The sequence below is a fragment of the Dactylosporangium darangshiense genome (assembly GCF_039537565.1).
Lineage (GTDB): Bacteria > Actinomycetota > Actinomycetes > Mycobacteriales > Micromonosporaceae > Dactylosporangium > Dactylosporangium darangshiense.
The window spans coordinates 1-22,567 of record NZ_BAABAT010000079.1; the positions used below are offsets into that span (position 1 = coordinate 1).

Here is a 22,567-nt window from a genome sequence, read left to right on the forward strand (position 1 = left end):
CACACGAACGGCATGCTCCGTTCCCCGGCCAGCTGACCCAGCACCCGCCAGCGGTGACCGGTCGGTTCGCACGCCACCGTCACGCCGGCGAAGCCCTTCACCGCGGCCTGCTTCCCCGCCCAGTCCAACGCCACACCCAGATCCCAGGCGCGGCACCGGAATGTCCTGCGTGCCAACACTTTCGAGTCATGGTCGGTGACCACGACCATCTGCTTCCTATCCGCCAAGTCGATACCGACGATCGCGTTCACAGGCGGGACCAGCATCCGCAACCGAGCCAGCCGCGCGTTGCGGTTGCGATCACCGCGGGACACACCGCTACCGTTACCCATGAACGTCCTCCTCCTGCGATGGGACACCAAGCCCGACAAGCGCATCAGGGGGACGTTCCCACGTCCTGCATCGACACGCAGAACATCTTTCTATGCCGCGAGTGTTGCGCTGCGGCAGGGCCGTCGTCGTCGCAGTGAGTGACAGGCGCGAGCGGCGCCGAGGCCGGGGCCGGGTCTGCGGTTTCGGGTCGCGGGGGACGGCTGCCTTGGCACGGGCCGGCGGGCGGACGGGAGCGGCATGGCCGGTTGCGGGCGACGATGGCGATGGCACCGATCGGGGCGTGCCGGTCGAGGTGCAGTGGTTCGGGGTGCCAGTGGGTGATCGGGTTCAGGTTGGGCTCGGTGCGTGACCAGCCGTCGAGGATGGTGTGCAGTTGTGCTGCGGTTCGTGGGTACAGCGGGGTCGCGGTCTGCCGGAACAGGCGGCGGACGCGGTCCTGCTGTGCGATGTTGCGGCTGGTTACGAGACTGTGGGATAGGGCGAGGTAGCTGCCGGGGGCGGCTGCGGCGGCGAGCTGGGTGAGAATGCCGGCGGCGTCGCCGGGGTCGGCGACGAAGTCCAGGACCGCGCCCAGCAGCACGCCGATCGGCTGGGTGAGATCCAGCCGGGCGGTGACGTCGGGGTGGCGCAGGATCTGCTCGGGCTGGCGCACGTCGCCGTGGATGACGCCGATGCGTGGGTGGCCGGACCACAGATGGCGGCAGTGGCCGACCACGACGGGGTCGATGTCGACGTAGACGATGTCGGCGTGGGGGGCGGCATCGTGGGCGTTGGTGCGGGTCGGGACGCCGCATCCGATGTCGAGGAACTGGCGGATGCCGGCGTCGTGGGACAGTGTCCGTACCGTGTCGAGCACGAACGCCCGGTTGGCCTGCGCCTCTGCGAGAAAGGTCCGGCCCGATGCCTGGTGGATGTCCTCGGCGAATTGCCGGTCGGCGTGGAGGTTGTGGGGCTCGCCGATGGCGTAGTTGTAGGCGCGGGCGGCGTTCGGGACGGTGGGATCGGCGTCGCGTAGCCAGTCCAGGGTGTCCATCTGGGCTCTCCTCCGTGTTGGTGTTCTACAGCTGGCAACGGCCTGGCGGATGGGCCAGGTGAGGGCAGTGCCGGCAGGGCGGTGTTCACCGTGCGCCTGCCGTGCCCGCCTCAGCGGTAGCGGTGGACCTCGTTGCGGTAGTCGCCGCCCGACGGGCCCGCGGACTGGCAGCCGAAGGCGCCGTCCGCGGCGGTGCCGCACAGGCGGATGCTGGGAGTGGTGGTCCACAGGCGACGGCCGGTGGCGGTGTCGATGGCGGTCATGGCGTAGGCGACCTGGACCTTCGGGGCGGCGCCGGGGATCGGGTCGAGGCGGTCCAGGGTCAGGTACAGGGTGGTCCCGGATAGGGCGAACTCCTGGTTCGCCGTCCCCGCCGGATTGGTGTCGTGCCCGTCGAACGGGGTCGACCAGCGGATCTTGCCGGTGGTCAGGTCGATGCCGGTCAGCGGGCCGGTGCCGTGGCAGGTGCGGGTGACCACGACCGGGCCTGCCACGGCGATCGGGTAGTCGCCCGCCGCGCCGGTCCAGGCCGGCTGGCCGGTGTCGAGGGGTGCGAGCTGCGGGTGCTCGTCGGGGTCGAGGGTGAGCAGGCTGTCGCCGGCGACGGTGACGTACCCGGGCGTCGTGCACGACGGCGTGTCGCCGGTGCGGGACAGGCGCCACTGGCCGATCCGGCGCTGCCACGCCTCGGCCCCGGTCCGGGCGTCGTAGGCCTGCAGCAGGACCGGGCAGTTGCGCGCGGCGGGGTCGTGCGCGAGGACGATGCCGGGCGCGGCGAGCTCGACGCCGCGGGGGTCCTGGGTGTCGCGGGTGGCGATGACGGCGCCGGTGGCGGTGGCGAGGAACGTGATCCGGCTGTGGGCGGACTCGGTGGTGACGACGGGCAGCGACGCGGGGGTGGTGCCCTGCAGGGCGGTGACGCCGCGGGCGACCTCGGCGGAGCCGTGGCCGGGCAGCGTGCGGGTCCAGCGGGGGCGGCCGGTGGCGGGGTCGACGGCGGTGACGGTGTTGCCGGCGGTGGTGGCCTCGATGGTGTACGCCGAGTCGGCCGTCGCCGCCGCCAAGGTCCCCGGCACGGTCGCGCGGTCGGCGCCGGTGGCGAGGTCGAGCACGCGCGCGGAGCCGCGCTTGGCGCCCAGGACGATGCCGGCGCGGGCGATCGTCACGCCGGCGGTGGCGGTGCCGGTCGAGTGCCGCCAGCGTATGGCGCCGCTGGCGGCGTCGAGGACCGCGACGCCGTGCTCGGCGCGCACGACGACGGCGTCGCCGGCGAGGGCGGCCTCGAGCGGGGCGCCGACGTCGTCGGGCAGCGGGGTGGCCCACACCGGGGCCTTGCGGCCGCCCTCGTCCGGCGGCACGGGGTCGTGCCCCGTCGGCAGCGTGCAGCCGGCGGCGAGCACCGCGACGGCCAGGAGCACCGCTACGGCACAGCCGCTGCTGCTCGTCCTGGCGCCGGTCGTTGTCATCCGCGCCCCGGTTCGTGGTTGGCGTCCCTGCTGGTCACGTCCGTCGACGCGACCGGTGATGCCGCCGGCATCGCCCCGGCTGGCCGTGTCGCGCCGTCGGGCATGCCGGCCACGACGCCGTAGCAGGCGACATCCTCGTCCCGCGGGAGATCATGCGCGCTACGGTCGGGCCGCCACCGCACGACCGACACCAGCTGCGGCCCGGACCGGTCGATCGGCACCAGGGGTGCCACCGTGCCTGGTGCGGGTGGGGCCGGGTCGACGGCGTACAGCCCGGCGACAAAGCCGGCGACCTGCTCGCGGGACCGCGGCTGGAAGCGGACCTCGTTGTCTTGCTGCAAGGCCGGGATCCTGGCCGCGGTCTCGACGCTCACGTAGTCGGTGGTGCCGTGGCTGAGCACGATGTAGCTGCCCGGTGCGAGCGCGGCGCGCAGCTCGGCCACCGCGCGGGTTGCCTCGTCGTCGTCGAGGAAGTGTAGGACGGCGACCAGCAACAGCCCGACGGGCTGGGACAGGTCGATGGTGTGGTGCACGCCGGGGTCGTCCAGGATCGCTGCCGGGTCACGCAGATCGGCCTCGACGTAGGCCGTGGCACCCGCCGGGTCGCTGGTGAGCAGCGCTCGGGCATGGGTCAGGACGATCGGATCGTTGTCGACGTAGACGACCCGGCAGTCGGGTGCGAAGTCTTGGGCGATCTCGTGGGTGTTGGGTGACAGCGGGATTCCGACACCGACGTCGAGGAACTGCCGGATACCGGCCTGGCCAGCGAGGTAAGCGACGGCACGCTGCAGGAACCACCGGTTCTGCAGCGCGGCCTCACGCACGTGCGGGAACACGGCGGCGATGGCGTCGCCGGACTCGCGGTCGGCGGCGAAGTGGTCCTTGCCGCCCAGCCAGTAGTTGTACCGGCGGGCCGGGTGCGGAGTCGACGTGTCGATCATGGCGACGGCGGCCGGGGTGTTCTCGGCGCGCCGCTGGGCCGCCACATCGGGTACAGGTACGGCCCGCCCGGGATCCACACGACGTCGCGGAGGTTGAAGCCGTGCCGGTGGTACAGGCCCTGGTTGCGGGTGCCGGTCGCCTCCAGATACGCCGGCAGCCTCGCCTGATCGGCCAGGTCGAGCCCGTGGTTGAGCAGCGCGGCGCCGCGGCCCTCGCCCTGCTGCTCGGGACGTACCGCCAGGAAGGCGAGGTAGAGGTGCGGCTGGAGCGTCGGGTGGTGGGCGTCCTGGGTCATGTCCAGCATCGCGAATCGTGCCATGGCGGTGCCGGTCGCTTTCGCCAGGCGCACGTCGTAGTCGGGGATTTTGATCCAGAGGTGGTCGTCGACCGGCAACCACAGTGCGACCGCGTTGAGGTCGGCGGTGGCGTCGACCCGGCCGTGTTCCAGGAAGTACTCGGCGAAGATGCGGAAGTACATCGGGTAGACCTTGGCGCGGGTGGCGTGATCGGGGACCAGCCACGGCGCCAGATCGCCGCCGAAGAATGCCTCGGCAAGCGCGGTGGTGACCGGCTCAACGTGGGCCGGCGTCGCCTGCGTGATGCCGAAGTCCGGCCGGTCGGCGGTCATCGGGCACCGCCCGTGGCGAGGGCGGTTGTCGGGGCGGCGGTTGGTGTGGCGGTGGCGCTGTCGGCGCCGAGCCCGATGGTGGCGTACGTGCTCGGGCGGGTCAGTTTGATCAGCAGCGCCCAGATCGCGCCGAGCAGCGCGGCGACGGCGAACGACGCCGGCAGGATCACTGGCCACGGCGAACCGGGATCTGTGATGCCCAAAAGTACGTCGAACTTGGTCAGCGTCAGCCACAGCACGTACAGCAGCGCGGCGGTCGCGCCGGCCGGGGCCACGACCCAGCTCCACAGGCCGATGTCGGTGCGGTTGGCGCGGCGGGCGAAGAACGCGATGACGGCGATCGAGGTGGCGGTCATCAGGATGAGCACGCCGAGGCCGCCGAGCACGGTCAGCCAGAAGAACATGTAGACGATCGGGTCGACACCGGTGGCGGCGTAGACGACGATCGCCGCGCCGGCGAGGACCGTCTGGGTGATCGAGCCCCACGTCGGGGCGTTGTTCCGGCCGGTGCTGCCGAGCCAGGCGGGCAGGACGCGTTCGCGGCCCAGGGCGAAGGAGTAGCGGGCGACGGTGTTGTGGAAGGCCAGCAGGGCCGCGAACAGACTGGTGACGAACAGGATGTGGCCGACGTCCAGCCACAGCCGGTGCAGGTACGGGCTGACCAGGTTGAACATCAGTTCGGTGCTGTCTTTGCGGGCGCGGTCGACGATCTGCTCGGGTCCGGCGGCCACCGACATCGCCCAGGAGCTGGCGCTGTACAGCAGGCCGATCACCAGCAGCGCCAGGTAGGTGGCGCGCGGCACCGTGCGGCGGGGGTCTTTGGTTTCCTCGGCGTAGACCGCGGTCGCCTCGAAGCCGACGAACCCCGCGATCGCCGTGGCCAGGCCGGCGCCGATGTCGCTGCTGAGCAGCCACGACGGTGCGAGCGTGTCGACCGTGATCTGGCCGCGGGCCGGGTGGGCGACCTCGACGACGCTGTACAGCACGGCGATGGCGATCTCGGCCACCAGCAGCACCGCGAGGACACGGCCGTTGATGTCGACGCGCATCACCCCGAGGATGCCGATGATCGCCCAGGCGATGAGCGCGTACAGCCACCACGGCGCCGTGAAGCCGAACCGGTCGGCGACCAGACCCGCCAGGACCGGGCCGAAACCGCCGTACAGGCCGATCTGCATCGTGTTGTAGCCCAACTGCGCCACGAACGCCGCAGCCACGCCAGCCACCCGGCCGAGACCCTGGGCGATGTAACTGTAGAACGCCCCGGAGTTGACGATCCTGCGGCTCATCGCCGTATAGCCGACCGAGAACATGGCCAGGACCGCGGCGATCGCCAGGTAGGCGATGGGGATGCCCTTGACACCGGTCACCGCCCAGCCGGTGGTCGCGCCGCCGGCCACGACGGTCATCGGCGCGGCGGCCGCCAGGACGAAGAAGACGACGGCGGGCACGCCCAGCCGGTTACGGGCCAGCGTCTGCGCGACGATGTCGTGGCGGGTGCTGGTCCTGGATCGACGCATCACAAATCCAATCGATAGATGTCAATGCTTCGGGCCGCACTGGTGCCAGGCACGGCTCGGTCGGGGGTTACGCCGGTCGCGGGGCGAGCACGGTCTGCCCGACCGCGGCTTCGCACTGCCTGACGACGGCAAGGAGTTCCGGTGGCAGCGCCGCGATCACGTCCGGCACGACGGCGCGGCCGACCACTGACGTCTCCGGATTCCACAGCACGTGGTTGATCAGACCGGTCGCCGCGACCAGCCCGGTCAGGAAGGAGTCCGCCAGCACCATCGGGGTACGGGTGTTCAGCAGCCGCTCGAGCCGAAGCGATTCCCATGCCGCCTCGTTCGCATCGGCCGGCACGGTCACCCGCACCGAACCGATCAACCGCCGTTCGACCACGTCGTGGACGAGGCGCTGCTGCCGCAGCCGCCGCACGATCCAGTCCTCGGCCTCCTCGGCGAGGAACGCCATCCAGACAGACAGCTCGCGGTGCTGCGGCTGCATCACCATCAGGTCGAGAACATCCCGCAGCAGCGGATCCGGCAGCGCCCGCTGCCGGACGTGAACCCGGCCACCACCGTCCACCGCGAGACCACCGGCCATGACCAGCTCGCCCAGCACCGCCGCACCGAGACCGATCCGGACCACCCGTGAACCGGACCGTCGTCTGCGCGTCGCCTCGTACGCGATGAAGTAGAACGCGTCGGCAGGAGGTAGCCGAGGGTCGAGCGGTGCCATCGTCATTCCCCACCGTGCGTCGCAGATACTCCCATTGGGGAGGCGCGGCGGCTCGTGGCCTCGTGGCGGAGTTTTCAGCCGGGGCGACTGTGCTGCCGCCGACCTTCGCGCCGCCGCGCTCCGGGCCCGGTGAGCCGCGGACTGGGAATTGGGACCCACCGGACACGGGTGACGGTAGGCGCGGCTAGGTCGACGGCTCAATGAGTGTGCACGAGTGTGCACGGCCTTTACCGCATCGTATTGTCGAACGCTGCCAGCGCTTCGCTGATCAAGGATCGGGCCGCCGCCCCATAGACCGCCACCGCAGTCTGTTCGGCGAACATCCCCGCATACATGCTGATCTCGGTTGGCTGTGTGATCGTCAGGTAGCCCGAAACCAGCTCGACGCCGACCTGCTTCTCGTCATACATCCAGAAGCTCTCGATCGGCCACGTGGCGCTCCGGTCGGCGTTCTGCGGAACGATGCCGAGCGAGATCGACGGCAGGGAGCTCACCGCAAGCAGGTGGCCCAACTGGCCCGTCATGGTTTCTACGCCGCCGATGGCGTTTCGCAGGACGCTCTCCTCAAGCACAATCGCGAACCGGTGGTCGCCTTCGTGGAGAAAGCGCTGCCGCTCCTCGCGGACGCGCGTGGCCGCTTCGATGTCATCGGGGATACGCCGCCGCGCGGCGAGCGCCCTCAGCACCGCCACGGTGTAGGAACGGGTCTGCACCGGCCCGGGCACGACGAACGACGAGTAGATGCGGAACGTCCTCGTACGCTCCCACAGCGGCGTCATGGAGTCTTGAACGACTCGGAGGCCAGTTCGCTCCAAGCGTCGCCACTCGACGAACATGCCCTCGACGGCGTTAAGGGTCGCCACGAGGTCTGGGATGAGTTCAGGCTGGCCGCAGTGGTTGCACCAGGCTCGAATGTCATCGGCCGACGGGCTGATCACGACATACTCAATCTTGCTGATCTTGGTCCGGTGCCAGCCCGCAAGAGCAGCGAGGCGCGCACCCGTGAGACCCGCGCCGAGGCGGATCTCACGGAGGCGGTCCGCAAGGCCCTGCCGCGCCTGCTGAACGCTCGATGACTGTGAACGCACTGGATTGCCGACTAGCCGCTTCGATCAGGAGGGGTGGTACTCGGCGTGCGGCACAGCGCGCTCCCACACCGTCTGGAACGCCGATTCGCAGAGCTTGATCAACGCCGGGTCGGTGCTGAACTCCTGGCCAGCCCCCTCCCCGTCACCGGAGAAGTGGTTGATCATCACGGTATGTCCGTCAAACACCCAGAAGTCGTTGCCGGGAAGCGCAAGGTCGGATGCGCGCCGACGAGGCAGCCACCGCACCGCTTCACCTGCGGCGATGTTCATAAACGTCACGTCGTATTCGAACCGGATGTAGTCGCTGATCGGCTCGGACACCACTCGCGCCCGTTGCATCTGGACTCCACTTGCAACGATGTCAGCTGTCAGCTGCCACCAGGAGTCCCACCATGCGTCTCGGTCATCAGGATCCGGATGCTGGCCCTGCTGCCAGGCGACGAACATCGGGTCGCTGCGCATGTAGCCATCGCGCATTTCGAGGTGCACCGCGGAGTGGGCGCAGCCGCGCAGCAGTTCGTCAATCCTTGGGTTCCGCGCCATCCCTCACCTCCAGGAAGAACTGCATCATGCGCCGCGGGAACTCGATCACAGTCTCGTGCTCGGGGACGTTCAACTGCGCCAGCCGTTCGGCGTCAGCGACCTTCCATCCCTGGATGATGTAGTGCCCTGTCTCGTCATCGAGGTACAAGGTCGGCGATTGGTCCTGCGAGCTGTCCGGATCTTTGCCGAGGAACTGTAGCGCCACCTTGGTCTCCTTCACTCGTTGGATGCCCGAAGATGCACGGACGAGTTTTGTCCAGCACAGTCGATATCACAAGCCGTGCGCTCGCGGTCGCCTGCTGTGAATGTGCGGCCCGGGGGTTAGGCGCCAGGCCAGCCGCCGACGTTCCATGATTCACCGGCATTGGGTCGGAAGTCCGCGGACGTATGGGGCGATGTGACCGGCGAACAGGGTGAGTGCAGCGGTTGCGTCGGTCAGGGCTGCAACGTCAAGGTGCGGCAGGTAGCTGCTTGTTGACGGCGACGGGCGCGGCAGGTGCGTCGGGGCCGTCGCGGGCCGCTGCTGTCACCATGCACGGCGGAGAGACTGACTGCAGGTTCGTGTCGTAGCGACGTTCCTGGATGTCGATCATGGGCGTTCCCTAGGCCGGTTTGGTGGTCCAGGCCGCGCGCCGCGCGGGACCGTTGACGACCACGATCATCCGGATGGTGCCGGTTGGATCAAGTCGAATCAGGAAGGTCCGACGTGCCGCCGCATTGTGTCCGCCGAAAGGACGTCCGCGCTGGCCAGCGGGTATCTCAATCGTCGGTGCCGATCTTGGTTCACCTCCTCGCGTGTCCTCTTGCTCATCGTCGTTGGTGACTCCGCGATGATGCCGCCCCATGCTGCTACGACTGGCGTACATGGGCATCACCAACGCGTTCGCGCTACTTCGACTGCTGCCCGGCAGCGACCGGGACAAGGACGCCGAGATCCTCGCGTTACACCACCAGCTCGCGGTGCAGCGCCGCCAACTCGAGCGGCAGCGGGTCCGGTTCGAACCAGCCAACCGGGGTGGGGGTCCCGGCGGGTGCACGGCGAGCTGCTCACACTCGGGATCGCTGTCGCCGCATCCACGGTCTGAGAAATCCTGCGCGAGGCCGGCATCGATCCCACCCCGGACCGCGCGGCCACCACCTGGACCCAGTTTCTCCGCTCGCAGGCCGAAGCGCTGCTAGCCGCAGACTTCATCGAGACGACCACGCCCACCGGCACCCCGATTTACGTCCTCGCGGTCATCGAAGCACGCCAGCCCCCCCGAATCCGCGTCCTCGGCGCGACCGCCCACCCGACCACCGCCTGGGTGACCCAGGCCGCCGCAACCTCGTAATGGACCTCGAGGATGCACGATGCCGAGTGAAGTACCTGATCCGGGACCGGGACGGCAAGTACCCACCCCCGTTCGACACGATCCTCGCCGACGCCGGCATCACGGTCGTGCTCAGTGGCGTCCGGGTTCCCCGTATGAATGCTGTCATGGAACGTTGGGTGCGGACCTGCCGGCGCGAGCTGCTCGACCGTACCCTGATCTGGAACCAGCGCCATCTGCTTGCACGCGTTGCGTCAGTTCGAGGTCTTCTACAACGAGCACAGGCCGCACCACCGCATCGCCAACGCCCGACGACGCGCGCCGCTGCCCGAGCCGATCAGCGATCCGGACCGACTCGCCCACCTGAACATCCATCGACGTAACCGCCTCGGCGGTGTGCTCCGCGAGTACGAGCATGCCGCCCGACCTGCGCGGACGGCCTCTCGGCAGGCACAGGATCGCGGCTGCGTTCACCGAACTCGCCGAAGCGATCTGACCGAGGACCCGACACGGGGTTCAACACGTCTGCCGATCCCACAACGCAACGGGGCCTACAGGCTGGTTTTGGCTCCAGTTAACGATCTTCGTACTCTCAGGCCGCGACGAGATCAGGGCAAGTCCTCTCGGAACTTCTGGTAGGCCTGGCCCGGCAGGTAGCGATGCCATTCGTCCGGATTCAGATTCCTTGTCAGCCGGGCTCGGGCCTGTTCGATGAGGGCCTCCGTGCGGAGGTCCCAGATATGGACGGTCTTGTCGGCTGTAGCGAGGCGGACGCCGGACGCGTCGAACGCCACTCTACGGAGGAACCCAGCGGAGTAGAGGCGGTGGGTCTCGTCGCCGTTTTTCATTTCCCACACATGGGTCATGCCGTGGCTTCCAGCGGCGAGCCGTGCGCCGAGAGGATCGAACGCAACCGCATACAGCGCGACGTCGGTGGTGAACCTGCGGACCTCGGTGCCGGTCGTCATATCCCACACACGCACGATGCCGTCCTCGCAGGCGGTGGCCAGTAATGCGCCGCTAGGATGGAACGCTACGTCCTGCACGATCCTGGGATGCGCGAGGTGGTGGATCACGCGGCCGGCGGGCAGCTGCCACACTCGGGCCGAGTTGTCGCTGCTGGCGGTGGCGATTCGTCCGCCATCCTGGTCAAAGTCCAGCGCGTACACCGTGACCGACGGCCCGTCGTCCCGGGTGTCCTCGTCTCCGGCTCCTGCGAAGTGCGGCAGGCGAACGGACTCTTGCCCCGTCTCCAAATCCCATAGCCGTGCGGTGCCGTCGCTGCTGCAACTGGCCAGGAGAGTCCCGTCGGGATGGAAGGCCACACCGTTGACGATGCTTCGGTGGGAGAACCGGTGCAGCTCCTGCCCGGTCTCCAGATCCAAGACTGACGCGGCCCGGGTGCCGATGGCCAAGCGCGGACCTGTGGGGTCGAATGCGACGCTGTGGACCTCGCGGCTGTGCAGCCGGTGCAGTTCCTCGCCGGTGCTCAGATCCCATACCAGTGCGGAATCGTGGCAGGCTGCTGCCATTCTGGTGCCGTCGGGGTGGAGGGCCGCATCGTCGAACCAGCGATCATCATCAGCAGGGGCGGTGAAGGTCTCCAGATGCGTGTTGAGGTCCCACAGCAGGATCGCCCCATCGGCGGTGCCGGTGACCACATGTCGCCCGTCCGGGTCGAACGCTACCGCATACGCGGGGCTGTCGTGGATGAGTCGATGCAGCTCCTCGCCGGTGTCCAGGGCCCACACGCGCGCCGTGCGGTCTGTGCCACGAGTGGCTACGACATCGCTGTCGAGATGGAACGCTACATCGTAGCTGCCGTAGGAGGCGTCGAAGGCCAGCTGACGGCTCACTTGCCCGGTGTCCAGGTTCCACACTCGGGCTACGGTGTCAGGGCGGCCGTGCATATCGGCGCAGGCGGTCGCCAACCTTTTCCCCTCGGAGGAGAACGTCACGACTGTCACTGTTTTCTCGTGGTCCAGACGGGTCAACTCGGTTCCGGTCGCCAGGTCCCAGACTCGCGCCGAGTGGTCGAACCCTGCAGTGGCCAGCAGGGACCCCTCGGGGTCGAACGCGACTGAGTTCGCCCTGTGCTCGATGCGCTGAACCACTGTCCCTTCGTGCTTCGACAGATCCCAGACGCGCGTGATCCGGTCGCCGCCGGTGGCCAGACGCGTGCCGTCGGGATGGAAGGCCAGGCCTTCGACCGATCCTTCATAGGCCAGCTGGTTCAGTTGCCGTCCGGTGGCGAGGTCCCACACCTCGGTGTCCAGGTATTGATAGCCGATCGCGAGCCGCGTTCCCGCAACATCGAAGGCAACGGCTGTCACCTTTGTGAACACCGCTTTCGTAAGGCGATGTAATTCTCGTCCGGTCGCGAGATCCCACACTCGGACGGTGGAATCGCCGGAGGCGGCGGCCAGGACGTCCGCATGGGGATGGAATGCCAGACAACCCAGATGGTCATCGTCTACCGCCTGGAATCGGGACAGCAGAATCGTGGAACCGCTGGCTCTGCGGTGCAGCGCCCGATTGGCCTCTACCGTTGGAAAGCGTCGCAGGGAACAGATGTCGAGCAGTAGCGCCTCCTCCCTGCCGAGGTGGGACGTGACATCTGCCAGCTCCGCCCTGGCGGACAGATGCAATGCCTCGGCTCGAGCCGTTAGGTCTCGCCGATGCCGTTCCTCGGCATCCTCAGCGGCGCGGCTTTCTTCGACGAACGGGCGCACACCGTGCGTGTCCTCGGGGTGGGAGGAGACCATCGCCTCGGCGCGGGCGAGGACCGGCCCGCGAAGCAGCAGACTGCGGTCCTTGCCGTTGTCCAGCCAGGTGTTCTGAAGTGAAGCAGTGCCCAGGCGCCACTCACGGAACTCGCGGTCGTCATGAAGCCACTCGCGGAGCCGGTGCCAGCCCCGCAGCAGCGCTTCGTGGGCGACCTCGACCGTCTGCTGCGCATCTTCGCGGCCTGACCTCTTGGTCACGACGAGACGGTCCTGTTCGAGACGCTCGACGATCGGCCAATCTCCATCGCGTAGCTCGGACCGGGCGACCGGCCGGCCGACGTCCTCGGTTCCCGGCAGGATGAGACTGGTCAGAATCCTCCTGGCCGCCGCCAACTCGATCTCGGACAGAAGCGCGACGCGTTCGTCGGCGTACTGGGCGAGCGCGGCCGTGCCGCCGATCCGCTGGTAGGACTCCAAGGTGAGCTCACGGTCGCGTTGCGCCTCCCATACTCGGGTCAGCGCGAACTGCAGGAGAGGAAGCTCGCCGGGACGGCCGCGAAAGTCGGCGCAGAGCTGGTCGACCAGCGACTCCCGGATCCCGATCCGAGGCGCAGGAGTGCTCAGCAACGGCTGGGAGATCGCCGCGCGCAGCTCGGGCTCCGACATCTGTCTCAGGGTGCGTGCATGTTCGCGCACGTAGTCGCCGACCCGCTCGTGGGCGACGATAAGTTGGCCGAAGTAGTCGGCGCGGATGGTCATCGCGACAACGATGTCGGGAGGTCCGGCGTGGTCGGACTCTCCGTGAATCATCTCATCGAGAAGGTCGAGGAAGCCGTCCTCCGTTGCGCGGGTGATGAGCTCCTCGCCTTGGTCGACGACGATGACACACCGATCGAACCCCGCCTGCCGCAGGAACTGTCTGACACAGTGACGCAAGCCGTGCGCGCGAAGCCTAGCCACCCCAGCGTCCGGGTCCTCCGAGGGCCACAGCGCCCACGCGAGCGCCCGCGCAGGCATTCGGCCCGGACGCATCCGCACCGCGGCGGTGCGACCGGTGGCGGTGAGCCTAGGCACCAGCCCGGCGTCGATCGTCGAGGACTTTCCGCTCCCCGACGGACCCATCACCACGATGAGGGGGATCCGCGCGGCGTCGGCTACCAGAGTTCCGACGAACTCCTCGCGTCCGAAGAACACCCCACGGTCGTTCGCGCCGAAGGCGCGCAGCCCGACATACGGCGAAGGCGGTGGACGGAAGAGCACATCAGGCCAGGCCTGAAGCAGCACATCAGGCCGGATGACATAAACGTCCTCCCGGCCGACCGCCTGAAGCATGCCGACCACCTGGCCGGTAGCGCGATTCCAGACCGGACCGCCGCTGAACCCGGCTCGAGCCACGAAGGCTCCGCCGATTTGCTGGTCCACCTGCAATCGCACCGCGTCGACCGCGCCCTGCAACTCACCTGTCACGTGCCCGCCGGTCTCGCGCAACGGCGACGGTCCCCACATCTGCACCGTGGCAGGGCTGCTGCCCTCGTCGGCGAACGTGAGCGGCAGGGCCGGTTCCGGCATGGGTTCGGATAGGACCAGACCGCAAACGTCAGCGAGCTCGAACATCTCCGCCGGATGCGGCGACCAGACCGCAATCCGCGCAATCCGCACCACTTCCTCGCCGGAGAAGGGGAAGCGCAGCCAGACCGGCCGGTCCGGCGGCGCTGCCACCTCCCGCTGGTCCCGGCCCAGGGCGGAGTTCACCACATGCGCGCAGGTGATCACCTGGCGCCGACCGACGACGAACCCAAGCCCGACGGCCTGCGCGCCGTCGTCAAGGACCTGGACGATGCCGTGCTCAGGCTGGGGCATCTTCGCCCGCACCATCCCATCGTGCGGTTACCGTGAACGATGCCTCGGCGGTGCCCTTTGTGAAGATCACCCCCGCCTCGCCGCCGAGCTTCAGGCCGAACTCGATCTCGACCTCTTTCGGTGCACGCAGCTGGGAGCGGAGTTTGGTCAGGACGACGTGGAGAGCGGGCCCCACTCGATCGAATGCCTCGGCCAGCGACCAGCTCGCCTCCTGGAGCTTCCCGCCCGAGGCGAGGGTGACGCCCGGTCCGGGCTCGATCTCGGCTTCGATGTACTGCACCTGACCGTCGATGCCCGCGTCCACGGGGATACGCACTCGCACAGAGTCCATAGGAAGCACCTTCCGAGTTTTGGGTCGACCATAGCGAGATCAGCCGCAGAGGGACATGGTTCGACGTTCCCTCGGCTATCAGTGCGCTCGGAACTTCAGTCACTCCATTTGTCGTCCAGTCGCCCAACGGACTGACCCTGCACTGATGCGCTGCCGTTGGCGAAGCGCGTGAGGGAGCGCAACGGACATCTACACGAGCCCACGGCCGTTACGGACATCCGCCGTCTGCAGGTCCTCCCGTACACCGCACAGGCCATCTGCGTGCGCCGACGCCGCATGAACCTGACCGTCGGCCGCTGGTCGACTGTCACGGTCTATGCCGTGCGCGACGTTCACGCGCTTTCCCGGCAGCGACGAGACCGCGGCAGTAGCATCGGACACTATCTATGCACCTCGCCGCGTCCCCAGCCGGAGACACCCCGTCCGGCCGCGGCGGAAGTCAGCCGCCGGTGTTGCCGCGGTCGACTGCCTGCCGGTACAGGGCGTCGGCGCCCTCGGTATCCCCGGCACGCTTCCGCCGTCTGGCCAGGATCAGCGGCGCGTGCGTGTCGCCGTGGTCGACTGCCTGCCGGTACAGGGCGTCGGCGCCCTCGGCATCTTCAGCGCGCTCCCGCTGGCGGGCCAGGGCTAACAGTCCCTGTGTACTGCCCCGGTCGGCGGCCTGGTGTGCTAACGCCTCGGCGGCGACGGCATCCTCAGCCTGCTCCAGCAGCATGGACAAAGCCTGCAAAGCGTGAACACTGCCCAGGTCGACAGCGCGGGCGTACAGCCAGATCGCATGCTGGTACCGGCCCCGCGCCTCAGCTCGCCGACCGAGAATCGCCAGCAGATCAGGGTCGGTAACCACGGCGGCAAACGCGCTCCACAAGCTGTCGGGCGGATAGACGCCGGCACGTTGGCTGCGGCCGGTCTGTTCGAGGTAATCGGCTAGCCGGTAGCACGGCTGCCCACCGGCGGGGTTCGGATCGCTGGGGCGGATGCGGATGCGGGTGAGCGGTCCGCGGGCGCCTTTGCACGGCCGGGCCGTGTAGGCGAGGGCTTGTTCCAGCCAGTCCTCGCCAAGGCTGTCCCAGTCGTGGTCGTCGAGGTAGGCCGGTGCGGCCTGCTCCAGCAGGGCATGTGGCAGCGCGAGCGGGTGGCCGAGCCGGCGGGCGTCCATCGCCACCCGGATGATCGCTCTGGCGGCGGGTGGCGCGGTGCGGTACCGGTTCTCCAGTTCGGGGGCGCCGGCCAGGTACTGGGTGATCCGGCCGCCCTCTGCGTCGTCGGCGGCCAGCCGCAGCCGTGGATCGACCCCCGCCGCGTCCAGCATGGTCATCTCGGCGGGAGTGAACGCGTCCGGCACGGTGATCGCGGTACCCGCCAGCAGGTCGCGGGCCTGCGCACACGGATCCGGCTCGCCCGCCTCTGGGCGGGTGGTCAACGCCGACCAGTACTGCGGCCACAGGGTGGCCAGCACCAGCACCGGCCCCCGTGCACGGTCGTGCAGCAGGCTGCGCAGCCCGGCGGCGATCCGCTCGCCCAGTCGCGCGTCGGGCGGGGACAGGTAGTGCTGGGCCTCGTTGAGCCACACCACCGTGTACGGCATCACTCCGGCCAGCGCCTGTGCAGCGGCCTCGGGACGGGTCGGATCATACGGATGCCACACTCGCCACCGACCCGGCTCCCGCCCGTCGAGGTACTGCACGAGTTCCCAGCAGGCCCGGGTCTTACCCGTCGACGACCCACCCACCACCGTTACCAACGTCGACGACCCGGCCATCACCCGATCCGCCGCCTGCCGCAGCAACTCGTCGTGTTCCCGTGGGAGGTAGGCCGGCAGCGGGTCCAATCCAATACCGGGAATCGAGATCGCCGGGTGCACCTCCAGCATCAGCGGGTCACATCCACTGACCGGCCAACCTAGCCGAGCCGGTGGCTCCACCGGCTCTGGTGGGAGCGCGGTCTTCGCGGTGAGCCACAGGTACCGAATCCGGTCCGCAACGATCGCGGTGTCGGCGCAACCCGCCTCGCGGACCAACGCGACTGCGACGGTGACCGTGTCCTGCTGCGACCCCATCCCGTCACCGGAGATGATCTTTCTGATCAAATCCTTGCCCGGCGACCCAGGCAGATCATCATCCTTGGCGATCGTCGTAGCCAGATCGCCCAGTCGGGGACTGTCGGCCTGCACATACAACCGGTAGACCGCGTCGCGTAGATCACGTTCCGGCCCGGCGGGCAGGGCCGCACGTTCCACCGACCTACCACGCCGGATCTCTGATCGGGACTCGTCGGCATCCATCGCCGAACCAGCATGCCTCATCCGCCTCCGCCGGGGCTCGGTCGGCACTCATCGGCACCGGAAGCGGGCCGTACGGGGGACCTCAGTCTGAACGCACAGCCGGCGCCGGCTCCCGCGTTCCGACTCACACCGATGGAGCAGCCGATGACCCGATCGCAGTACAACGGACGCAGGCGTCGGCCCGAGGACCAGTCCACCCGACTTCTCTCGGCCGCCGTTACCGGCCTGCTCGCCGGGCTCACCCGCGCAGCCGCTGACTGGCTGCTGCATCTGTTCACCAACCGCTAGCCATCCCGAGGGGGTGGGATCCCGACACCAGGGATCCCGCCCATCCGACTTGTGCAGACGATGCACACGACTTCGGACATCGACCGAAGTCACTGATGTGATGTTGGGGTGTACCCCAACCCACGCTTTGCGGCCGGCCGGTCCATTGGCGTCTTCGGGTCCGTCACAGACCACCAGCGAGCGAAATCCAGCGAGGCTACCAGCTATTTCGACAGGCCCCAAGGGCGAAGCGTCGGCAATCTTCGCCGGCCGCGACCTCATCGAGCAGAGCCGGGCGTCGTCCCATCATCGATTGACCTCCCCCACAGGCCCGCCGCCTGACCGTCCGCCGGTCACCGACGTCGCCATGTACGGCGTGGCGGCTCGCAAACCGTCGCTCCTGCTGGAGTGGTACACCCGACCGGTCACCGTCGACCGCCCTTTCGCCGAAGGATGACTCCAGGCAATGGATGCCCGACGATGCGGCCGAGCCCTAAAATTGGCCTTCCTGGCAGCTGATGGGAGGCGCATTGACCGGCCCGGACCGCATGACTGAGAAGATCCCGCTGCGTCTCGAAGACGGCTCGACGGTCCTGTTCGAGGCCACCGTCGACGGCGAGGAGGACGTCGCTTTCGGCGGCTTCGACCTGGCCCAGGTGACCGGGCAGATCACGGCGGTCGCCCGTACCGTAGTGGCGGCGCTGGAGAAGGCCGCGCCAACCAAGGCGGCTGTGGAGTTCGGCGTGGAGATCGCAACCGGAGCCGGCGGCGTGACCGCCGTGTTTGTCAAGGGCACCGCCAAGGCGAACCTCAAGGTGACGCTGGAATGGTCCCGCGGCACGGCGGCATGAGCACGCTCCTCGACGACACCGAGCTACGCCGGCTCGTCGTGCAGGTCCGGGCGGGGTCGTCGACCGGCAGCGGGTTCTTCGTCGCGCCGGGGCTGGTGCTCACGTGCGCGCACATCGTGCGGAACGCGTTCGAGGCCGGTGAGGTACCGAGCATCACCTGGCAGGGCGTGACGGTCACCGGTACGTACACGGATGTCGTGCCCACGGGTGAGTACCCGGACACCGCCCTCATCGCAGTGTCGTTCCGCGACCATTCGATCGCCGTGTTCGACGAGCAGGTGGCGCCACACGACCGGCTATACGCGTTCGGCCACACGGACGAGGTGCCGGCCGGCGACTCGATCGCCGGGCGGATGGAGGGTCCCGCCGGAGGCCCGGAGCCGTTGTTGCGGTTCGCCGAGACGCAGGTACGGCCCGGCGCCAGCGGAGCGCCGCTGCTGAACCTGCGCACCGGGGCGATCTGCGGGATGGTCAAGAGCAGCCGGGGCCGGTCGGCGCCTGTCGGTGGCCGGGCGGTGCCCGTGGACGCGCTCGTGGCCCGGTACCCGGTGCTGCGGGAGCGGCTGCGGCTGCACCTGGAGCTGGCGATCTATCTGCGCGCGGTCGCCGAGCTGGTCAACCGGCGGGCAGCGGTCTATTTCCGCGACCGCACTGCGAGGGACCACTATCTGGCCCCGACCGTACGCAGGCTGCAGCACCAGCAGAACGCCCTGACCCACGTGCAGCAGATGGGCTCCTTCTTCCGGGAGCCGTCCGCAGACACGGCCGCATCCGCCGACAAGGCGTCCGAGGTGGTCAGCTGGCTCGACACGGAGGCGCCGCCGCACACGGTGATCCTTGGCGGGCCCGGCGGCGGCAAGACGGTCCTGCTGCAGCTGACGGCGGCCGAGCTGGCGCGGCGAGCGCTGGGCCGGATGTCCAGTGGTGCCGTCGACGAGCTGGCACCGCCGGTTCTGCTACCCGTCGGCCGCGTTGCGGAGCTCGGGGTCGGCCCGGCCGTCGAGGAAGCAGTGCTGGCGTTGGTCGATCCACTCGGCGGCGGCAAGGTCGGCCGGTCCATCGCGCGACATCTCGTGGACAGCCTCGGCCACGGCGATGTGACGCTCCTGCTGGACTCGCTAGACGAGGCTGCCGACCCGGACGCAGTAGCGGTGGCGTTGCGCGCCGCGTCCGAGCGGACCCGCGTCGTCCTGGTGAGCCGGCCGTACATGTTCGTGCCGGGCGTGCTGCCGTTCGCCGATGTCGTGTACTTCGACTTGGTGGGCTTCGACGACGGCGATCGCCGTCGCTTCGTGCGGACCTGGTTCAGCGACCGGCCGGGCGAGGCCGATGCCGTCATGCAGTGGCTGTCCGCCGACACCAGCCTCGCGCCGGTGACGAGCAGCCCGCTGGTTACCGGACTGGCCTGCGTCGCGTGCGAGGCCGGGTCGATCCCCGCCGGGGCCGGCCGGGTAGAGCTGTACCGGGCGGTGCTGCGCGCCATTGCCGGCCGGGGGCTCACCGGCGCGGATCCGCAGGTCACCGGAGTCCTACGGATGACCAGGCGGCTGGCGTGGCTGCTGTTCCGCGACGATCCTGCGCGGGCGACCTTCGACGAGGAGGAGTGCCACGAGGCTGCCCGAGCGGCGATCGCGCACCACGGCGAGAGCTGGTCGCCGAGCCACCTGCTCGCGTTCCTGCTGCGCAAGGGTCTGTTCGTCCAGCCACTGCCCGGGCGGTACTCGTTCGTGCACCGGACCTTCCTGGAGTTCCTCGCCGCCGAGGAACTCGCGGTGGCGGTCAACCGCGACGGCGACCTGACCGAGGTCGGCCGCTTCCTCTGGCGCAGGGAGGAGGGCGGCGAATGGCGCTGGACACCGGCCGCCGCCGAGATGCTCTGCCTGCTCGCGGGCTGCCTGCGGGCGCCCGAGCTGCTGCTGCGCGAGCTGCTGCGGTCCGAGCAGCAGATCAACCCCATCTTTCCCTACCTGGGCCTGCTCGCCTGCAAGATGCTCAAGGAAACCACCGACGTCTCCGCCGAGCTGCGCCAGCAGATCATTGACACCGCCACCACGTCGACCGTCGCCACGTTCTCCGGCGCGGGCAGCCAGGACGTCGTAGAGGCGCTGCCGCTCGACGGCCTAGTCGCCGCGCTCTCCCACAGGCTCGACCACATCCGCCAGCACGCCGCAAGCGCGCTCGCTCGCAACGGCAGTTCGGCCGCCGTCTCCACGCTGCTCGACGCACTCGACAACACCTCGTCGGGGGTCGTCCAGATCGCCGCACCGGCCCTGCTCCGAACGCCGTCGCCCGCCGTCGCCGGGCACCTCGCAGACCGGATGGCCGACTTGTGGGACCGGTGCGGCTGCCTGGTGGGCGCGACACTATTCGACCTGATGGAGACGCCCTGGTTCGCCTGGCAATGGGCGCCGACAAGGTCCGAGCTGGCGAGGGCCTGCGACAAGGGCGAGTACGCCGTGCACGCACTCGAGGAGCACGACTGGACCATGACCATGGCACTGGGCAACGTCATGGTGCAGCGCCGGCGAGAGCCCGCGCCGCCCGGTGCCGTGATCCGGGCCGGGGAGCCGGTTCCCGGCGCCGTGCTGTTTCTCTTCGTGGATCTCGGCGAGCCGGGCGGTGGGGCAGTCGTCCTGACGCGGCCCTTCCATCCCGAAGACGTCCTGCTTCCCGGCGTGGAACTTGGGAAGGTTCCGCTATTAGATGGTGTCCTCATCGAACAGGTCGACACCACTAGTCCGGACCTCGACGGACGCACCGGCGACGAGTTAATGGCACTGCTCGACCACGACGACCTGGCGGTGCGCATCGCGGCCGGCCTAGCGCTGGGCCGGCGGTCGTCCTGGCGCCGGACCGCACGCCAGACGATCACGGCGCTCGCGGGCCGCTCCCGCGAGGCGGCGGCGCTCGGCCTGCTCGCGCTAGCCCTCGACGATGGCCGAATCCGCGCGCACGTCGAGTTCTACCACCCCGACGACGGGCCAGATGGTGGAGTACCGATTGGCCCGCTGCCCGGCCCGACGAAGCTGGACCTGGAACGTACGGTGGTCGATGAGTCTGAGCCGCCCGACGACCGCCTGCGCGCGATGCAGACTCTGCTGGCGTCGAACGATCTCGACGGCAGGCTCGCGGTTGTCATAGCGTTGGAAAATCGGATGCCGCTGGCGATGCGCCGGCTGGCGCTGGACCGGTTGGCGGAGGCGCCGGATGCCCCGGTAGAGCCGGATTCGGACTTGACGTGGGTCGATGTCCGGGACGCGGTCCTGGCACAGTTGGTCGCCGATCAGGCGGCCGACATGCGGCTACGGCGCGATGTGGCGGCTATCATCGTCAAGCTGCGCATCGTGCGCGCGTCCGAAGCCCTCGCCCAAGCAGTGATGGAAGAATGGCGCCGCGGCCAGACGATCGCCGCCCTCTGGGAAGCGTTGTACGTACTCGAACGGGAACGCGGCGCCCCCGGACTGATCCGCGGCGCCAAACACTGACCGCGACAGTGCGGGTGCCACAAGGGGCGTTATCAGGCGGAGTAGCCGCAGCCGGGTCGGCTTCGAGCGACAGCAAGGCGCGGCGCTGAGTTTCGGCATCGCTGTGCATCCGAGAAAATACGTCCGCGCTGGTCAGCGGACATCTCGATCTCCGGTGCGATCTTGGTCAGCTCCTCGCGTGTCCCGTTGCTCATCGTCGTTGGTGACTACGCGCGCCCGCGGAACCGGTCACCGCGCTGCACTGCGTCAGCCCGGCAACCGGGTCGCCGGAATCCTGCACAGCTGCCCAAGACCATCACCAAATACGACGAAGGCACCGCCTGGCCTCAGCCTCAAGAAGATCTACAAAACTGCTGCTTGACAAGCAAACCTCATGGGATGTCTGCCTCGATCTTGCCGACGGCCAACGCAACGGCACCGTTCATGGTGCGCCGCAAGGTGGCCGAGAGCGCGAGCCTCCACCTTCGGTCGCGGATGATGCTGCGGCGGTTCCCTCAACCCCGATCGCGCAAGTACCCGACCTCGAAAAAGGCGCGTGATCGTAAACAAGGCGTGTTGACTCCAATAATTGCCGGCCTTCTGGGCGGTGTTCTTGGTGCCGCCGTTAGCCTGATTGGCACCCAGGAGCAGATCCGCAGCCAGGCATCTCAGGCGACAACGTCGCTATTGCCGAAGCCGAACCGGGCTAGTTCGCGTAGCGATGGACGTCGATTTATCAGCGGAGAATGCCGATGGCCCTTTGGGCCTCGTAAGTCGGTTCGGCCTATGCGGCCTGGGCGTATTCGTTGATCAACTCGCCGGGAATGAGCCGCCGCTGAATCTTTGAAACGTTAATGGGGGCGACATGGGGCGGAGGAGGATTCGGAGGCTCACCCAGCGGCCTGAAGCGATCCCACCAAGACGGCGGAGCTGCTGGCATCACGTCACGGGGTCGTCGTGCTGCACCGACAGGTCGGTCGCCCACGGCCACCTGGGTCGGACCGGGCGGTGTTGCCCAAGCTGGCCAGGGCAGAACAACGGGCGATGCGGACGCCGTCGGACATACCAATCCACGCCCGGATAGGTACTGACAAGCGGCCACTTGAACAGCCGAGCAACCTTGGAGCAATCCAAATCCACAGTGGACAAACAGATGGGGTGTTCATGCAGGTAAACCGTACTGCGATGCGATGCGCAATT

At 68.6% G+C, this 22,567-nt stretch carries 17 protein-coding genes and 1 pseudogene; 3 read left to right on the forward strand and 15 right to left on the reverse strand.

All coding sequences use genetic code 11. The features are described 5' to 3' along the window. From ABD901_RS55215 to ABD901_RS55285, 15 genes and pseudogenes are all read right to left on the reverse strand, one after another. A partial coding sequence (locus ABD901_RS55215) for a hypothetical protein (RefSeq protein ID WP_345143688.1) occupies positions 1-332 on the reverse strand: 332 nt, incomplete at its 3' end. A 44-nt stretch (positions 333-376) separates the two neighbouring features. Continuing rightward, entirely contained in the window at positions 377-1,366 is a 990-nt protein-coding gene (locus ABD901_RS55220) for an SAM-dependent methyltransferase (RefSeq protein WP_345143691.1), read from the reverse strand. A 110-nt stretch (positions 1,367-1,476) separates the two neighbouring features. Beyond that, the gene (locus ABD901_RS55225; RefSeq protein WP_345143694.1) at positions 1,477-2,832 is read right to left on the reverse strand and encodes an outer membrane protein assembly factor BamB family protein; all 1,356 of its coding nucleotides are present in this window, start codon (positions 2,830-2,832) and stop codon (positions 1,477-1,479) included. Then, entirely contained in the window at positions 2,829-3,818 is a 990-nt protein-coding gene (locus ABD901_RS55230) for an SAM-dependent methyltransferase (protein WP_345143696.1), read from the reverse strand. Before ABD901_RS55230 ends, ABD901_RS55225 begins: the two co-directional genes overlap by 4 nt. Next, a complete protein-coding gene (locus tag ABD901_RS55235; protein ID WP_345143699.1) occupies positions 3,770-4,402 on the reverse strand; it encodes a GNAT family N-acetyltransferase in 633 nt (210 codons plus the stop codon). Before ABD901_RS55235 ends, ABD901_RS55230 begins: the two co-directional genes overlap by 49 nt. Continuing rightward, positions 4,399-5,922, reverse strand: coding sequence for an APC family permease (locus ABD901_RS55240; RefSeq protein ID WP_345143702.1), 1,524 nt, complete (start codon positions 5,920-5,922; stop codon positions 4,399-4,401). Before ABD901_RS55240 ends, ABD901_RS55235 begins: the two co-directional genes overlap by 4 nt. Before the next feature lie 67 nt (positions 5,923-5,989). Further along, a complete protein-coding gene (locus tag ABD901_RS55245; protein WP_345143705.1) occupies positions 5,990-6,643 on the reverse strand; it encodes a GOLPH3/VPS74 family protein in 654 nt (217 codons plus the stop codon). A 227-nt stretch (positions 6,644-6,870) separates the two neighbouring features. Next, positions 6,871-7,422 (reverse strand): DUF5753 domain-containing protein, encoded by a 552-nt coding sequence (locus tag ABD901_RS55250; RefSeq protein WP_345143757.1) that lies wholly within the window; start codon positions 7,420-7,422, stop codon positions 6,871-6,873. 159 nt (positions 7,423-7,581) lie between these two features. Next, a pseudogene (locus ABD901_RS55255) lies at positions 7,582-7,731 on the reverse strand (helix-turn-helix domain-containing protein); the annotation flags it as partial. Between the two features lie 24 nt (positions 7,732-7,755). Then, on the reverse strand, positions 7,756-8,274 hold the full coding sequence (locus ABD901_RS55260; RefSeq protein ID WP_345143708.1) for a DUF6879 family protein: 519 nt from the start codon (positions 8,272-8,274) through the stop codon (positions 7,756-7,758). Next, positions 8,252-8,479 carry a hypothetical protein gene (locus ABD901_RS55265; protein ID WP_345143711.1) on the reverse strand — a complete coding sequence of 76 codons (228 nt, stop codon included), beginning with the start codon at positions 8,477-8,479 and terminating at the stop codon, positions 8,252-8,254. Before ABD901_RS55265 ends, ABD901_RS55260 begins: the two co-directional genes overlap by 23 nt. A 244-nt stretch (positions 8,480-8,723) precedes the next feature. After that, positions 8,724-8,867 (reverse strand): hypothetical protein, encoded by a 144-nt coding sequence (locus tag ABD901_RS55270; protein WP_345143714.1) that lies wholly within the window; start codon positions 8,865-8,867, stop codon positions 8,724-8,726. Positions 8,868-10,192: 1,325 nt separating this feature from the next. Then, positions 10,193-14,170: an nSTAND1 domain-containing NTPase gene (locus ABD901_RS55275; protein WP_345143715.1), complete on the reverse strand. Its 3,978-nt coding sequence runs from the start codon at positions 14,168-14,170 to the stop codon at positions 10,193-10,195. Next, positions 14,157-14,486, reverse strand: coding sequence for a CU044_2847 family protein (locus ABD901_RS55280; protein WP_345143718.1), 330 nt, complete (start codon positions 14,484-14,486; stop codon positions 14,157-14,159). Before ABD901_RS55280 ends, ABD901_RS55275 begins: the two co-directional genes overlap by 14 nt. Positions 14,487-14,940: 454 nt before the next feature. Further along, positions 14,941-16,785 carry a tetratricopeptide repeat protein gene (locus ABD901_RS55285; RefSeq protein WP_345143721.1) on the reverse strand — a complete coding sequence of 615 codons (1,845 nt, stop codon included), beginning with the start codon at positions 16,783-16,785 and terminating at the stop codon, positions 14,941-14,943. A 144-nt stretch (positions 16,786-16,929) separates the two neighbouring features. Here ABD901_RS55285 and ABD901_RS55290 point away from each other — a divergent pair, with 144 nt between their 5' ends. From ABD901_RS55290 to ABD901_RS55300, 3 genes are all read left to right on the forward strand, one after another. Further along, positions 16,930-17,073, forward strand: coding sequence for a hypothetical protein (locus ABD901_RS55290; protein WP_345143723.1), 144 nt, complete (start codon positions 16,930-16,932; stop codon positions 17,071-17,073). Positions 17,074-17,582: 509 nt separating this feature from the next. After that, positions 17,583-17,903, forward strand: a complete 321-nt coding sequence (locus ABD901_RS55295; RefSeq protein ID WP_345143726.1) for a CU044_2847 family protein — start codon at positions 17,583-17,585, stop codon at positions 17,901-17,903. After that, complete coding sequence (locus ABD901_RS55300) at positions 17,879-21,388, forward strand: trypsin-like peptidase domain-containing protein (RefSeq protein ID WP_345143728.1); 3,510 nt, start codon at positions 17,879-17,881, stop codon at positions 21,386-21,388. The genes ABD901_RS55295 and ABD901_RS55300 overlap by 25 nt, the downstream gene beginning before the upstream one ends. Positions 21,389-22,567: the final 1,179 nt, after the last annotated feature.

Bases quoted from the DNA above. Each gene is read 5' to 3' on its own strand.
- ABD901_RS55220 (WP_345143691.1), bottom strand. From the start codon at position 1,366: ATGGACACCCTGGACTGGCTACGCGACGCCGATCCCACCGTCCCGAAC.
- ABD901_RS55225 (WP_345143694.1), bottom strand. From the start codon at position 2,832: ATGACAACGACCGGCGCCAGGACGAGCAGCAGCGGCTGTGCCGTAGCG.
- ABD901_RS55235 (WP_345143699.1), bottom strand. From the start codon at position 4,402: ATGACCGCCGACCGGCCGGACTTCGGCATCACGCAGGCGACGCCGGCC.
- ABD901_RS55240 (WP_345143702.1), bottom strand. From the start codon at position 5,922: ATGCGTCGATCCAGGACCAGCACCCGCCACGACATCGTCGCGCAGACG.
- ABD901_RS55245 (WP_345143705.1), bottom strand. From the start codon at position 6,643: ATGGCACCGCTCGACCCTCGGCTACCTCCTGCCGACGCGTTCTACTTC.
- ABD901_RS55250 (WP_345143757.1), bottom strand. From the start codon at position 7,422: ATGACGCCGCTGTGGGAGCGTACGAGGACGTTCCGCATCTACTCGTCG.
- ABD901_RS55260 (WP_345143708.1), bottom strand. From the start codon at position 8,274: ATGGCGCGGAACCCAAGGATTGACGAACTGCTGCGCGGCTGCGCCCAC.
- ABD901_RS55270 (WP_345143714.1), bottom strand. From the start codon at position 8,867: ATGATCGACATCCAGGAACGTCGCTACGACACGAACCTGCAGTCAGTC.
- ABD901_RS55275 (WP_345143715.1), bottom strand. From the start codon at position 14,170: ATGCCCCAGCCTGAGCACGGCATCGTCCAGGTCCTTGACGACGGCGCG.
- ABD901_RS55285 (WP_345143721.1), bottom strand. From the start codon at position 16,785: ATGGATGCCGACGAGTCCCGATCAGAGATCCGGCGTGGTAGGTCGGTG.
- ABD901_RS55290 (WP_345143723.1), top strand. From the start codon at position 16,930: ATGACCCGATCGCAGTACAACGGACGCAGGCGTCGGCCCGAGGACCAG.
- ABD901_RS55300 (WP_345143728.1), top strand. From the start codon at position 17,879: ATGGTCCCGCGGCACGGCGGCATGAGCACGCTCCTCGACGACACCGAG.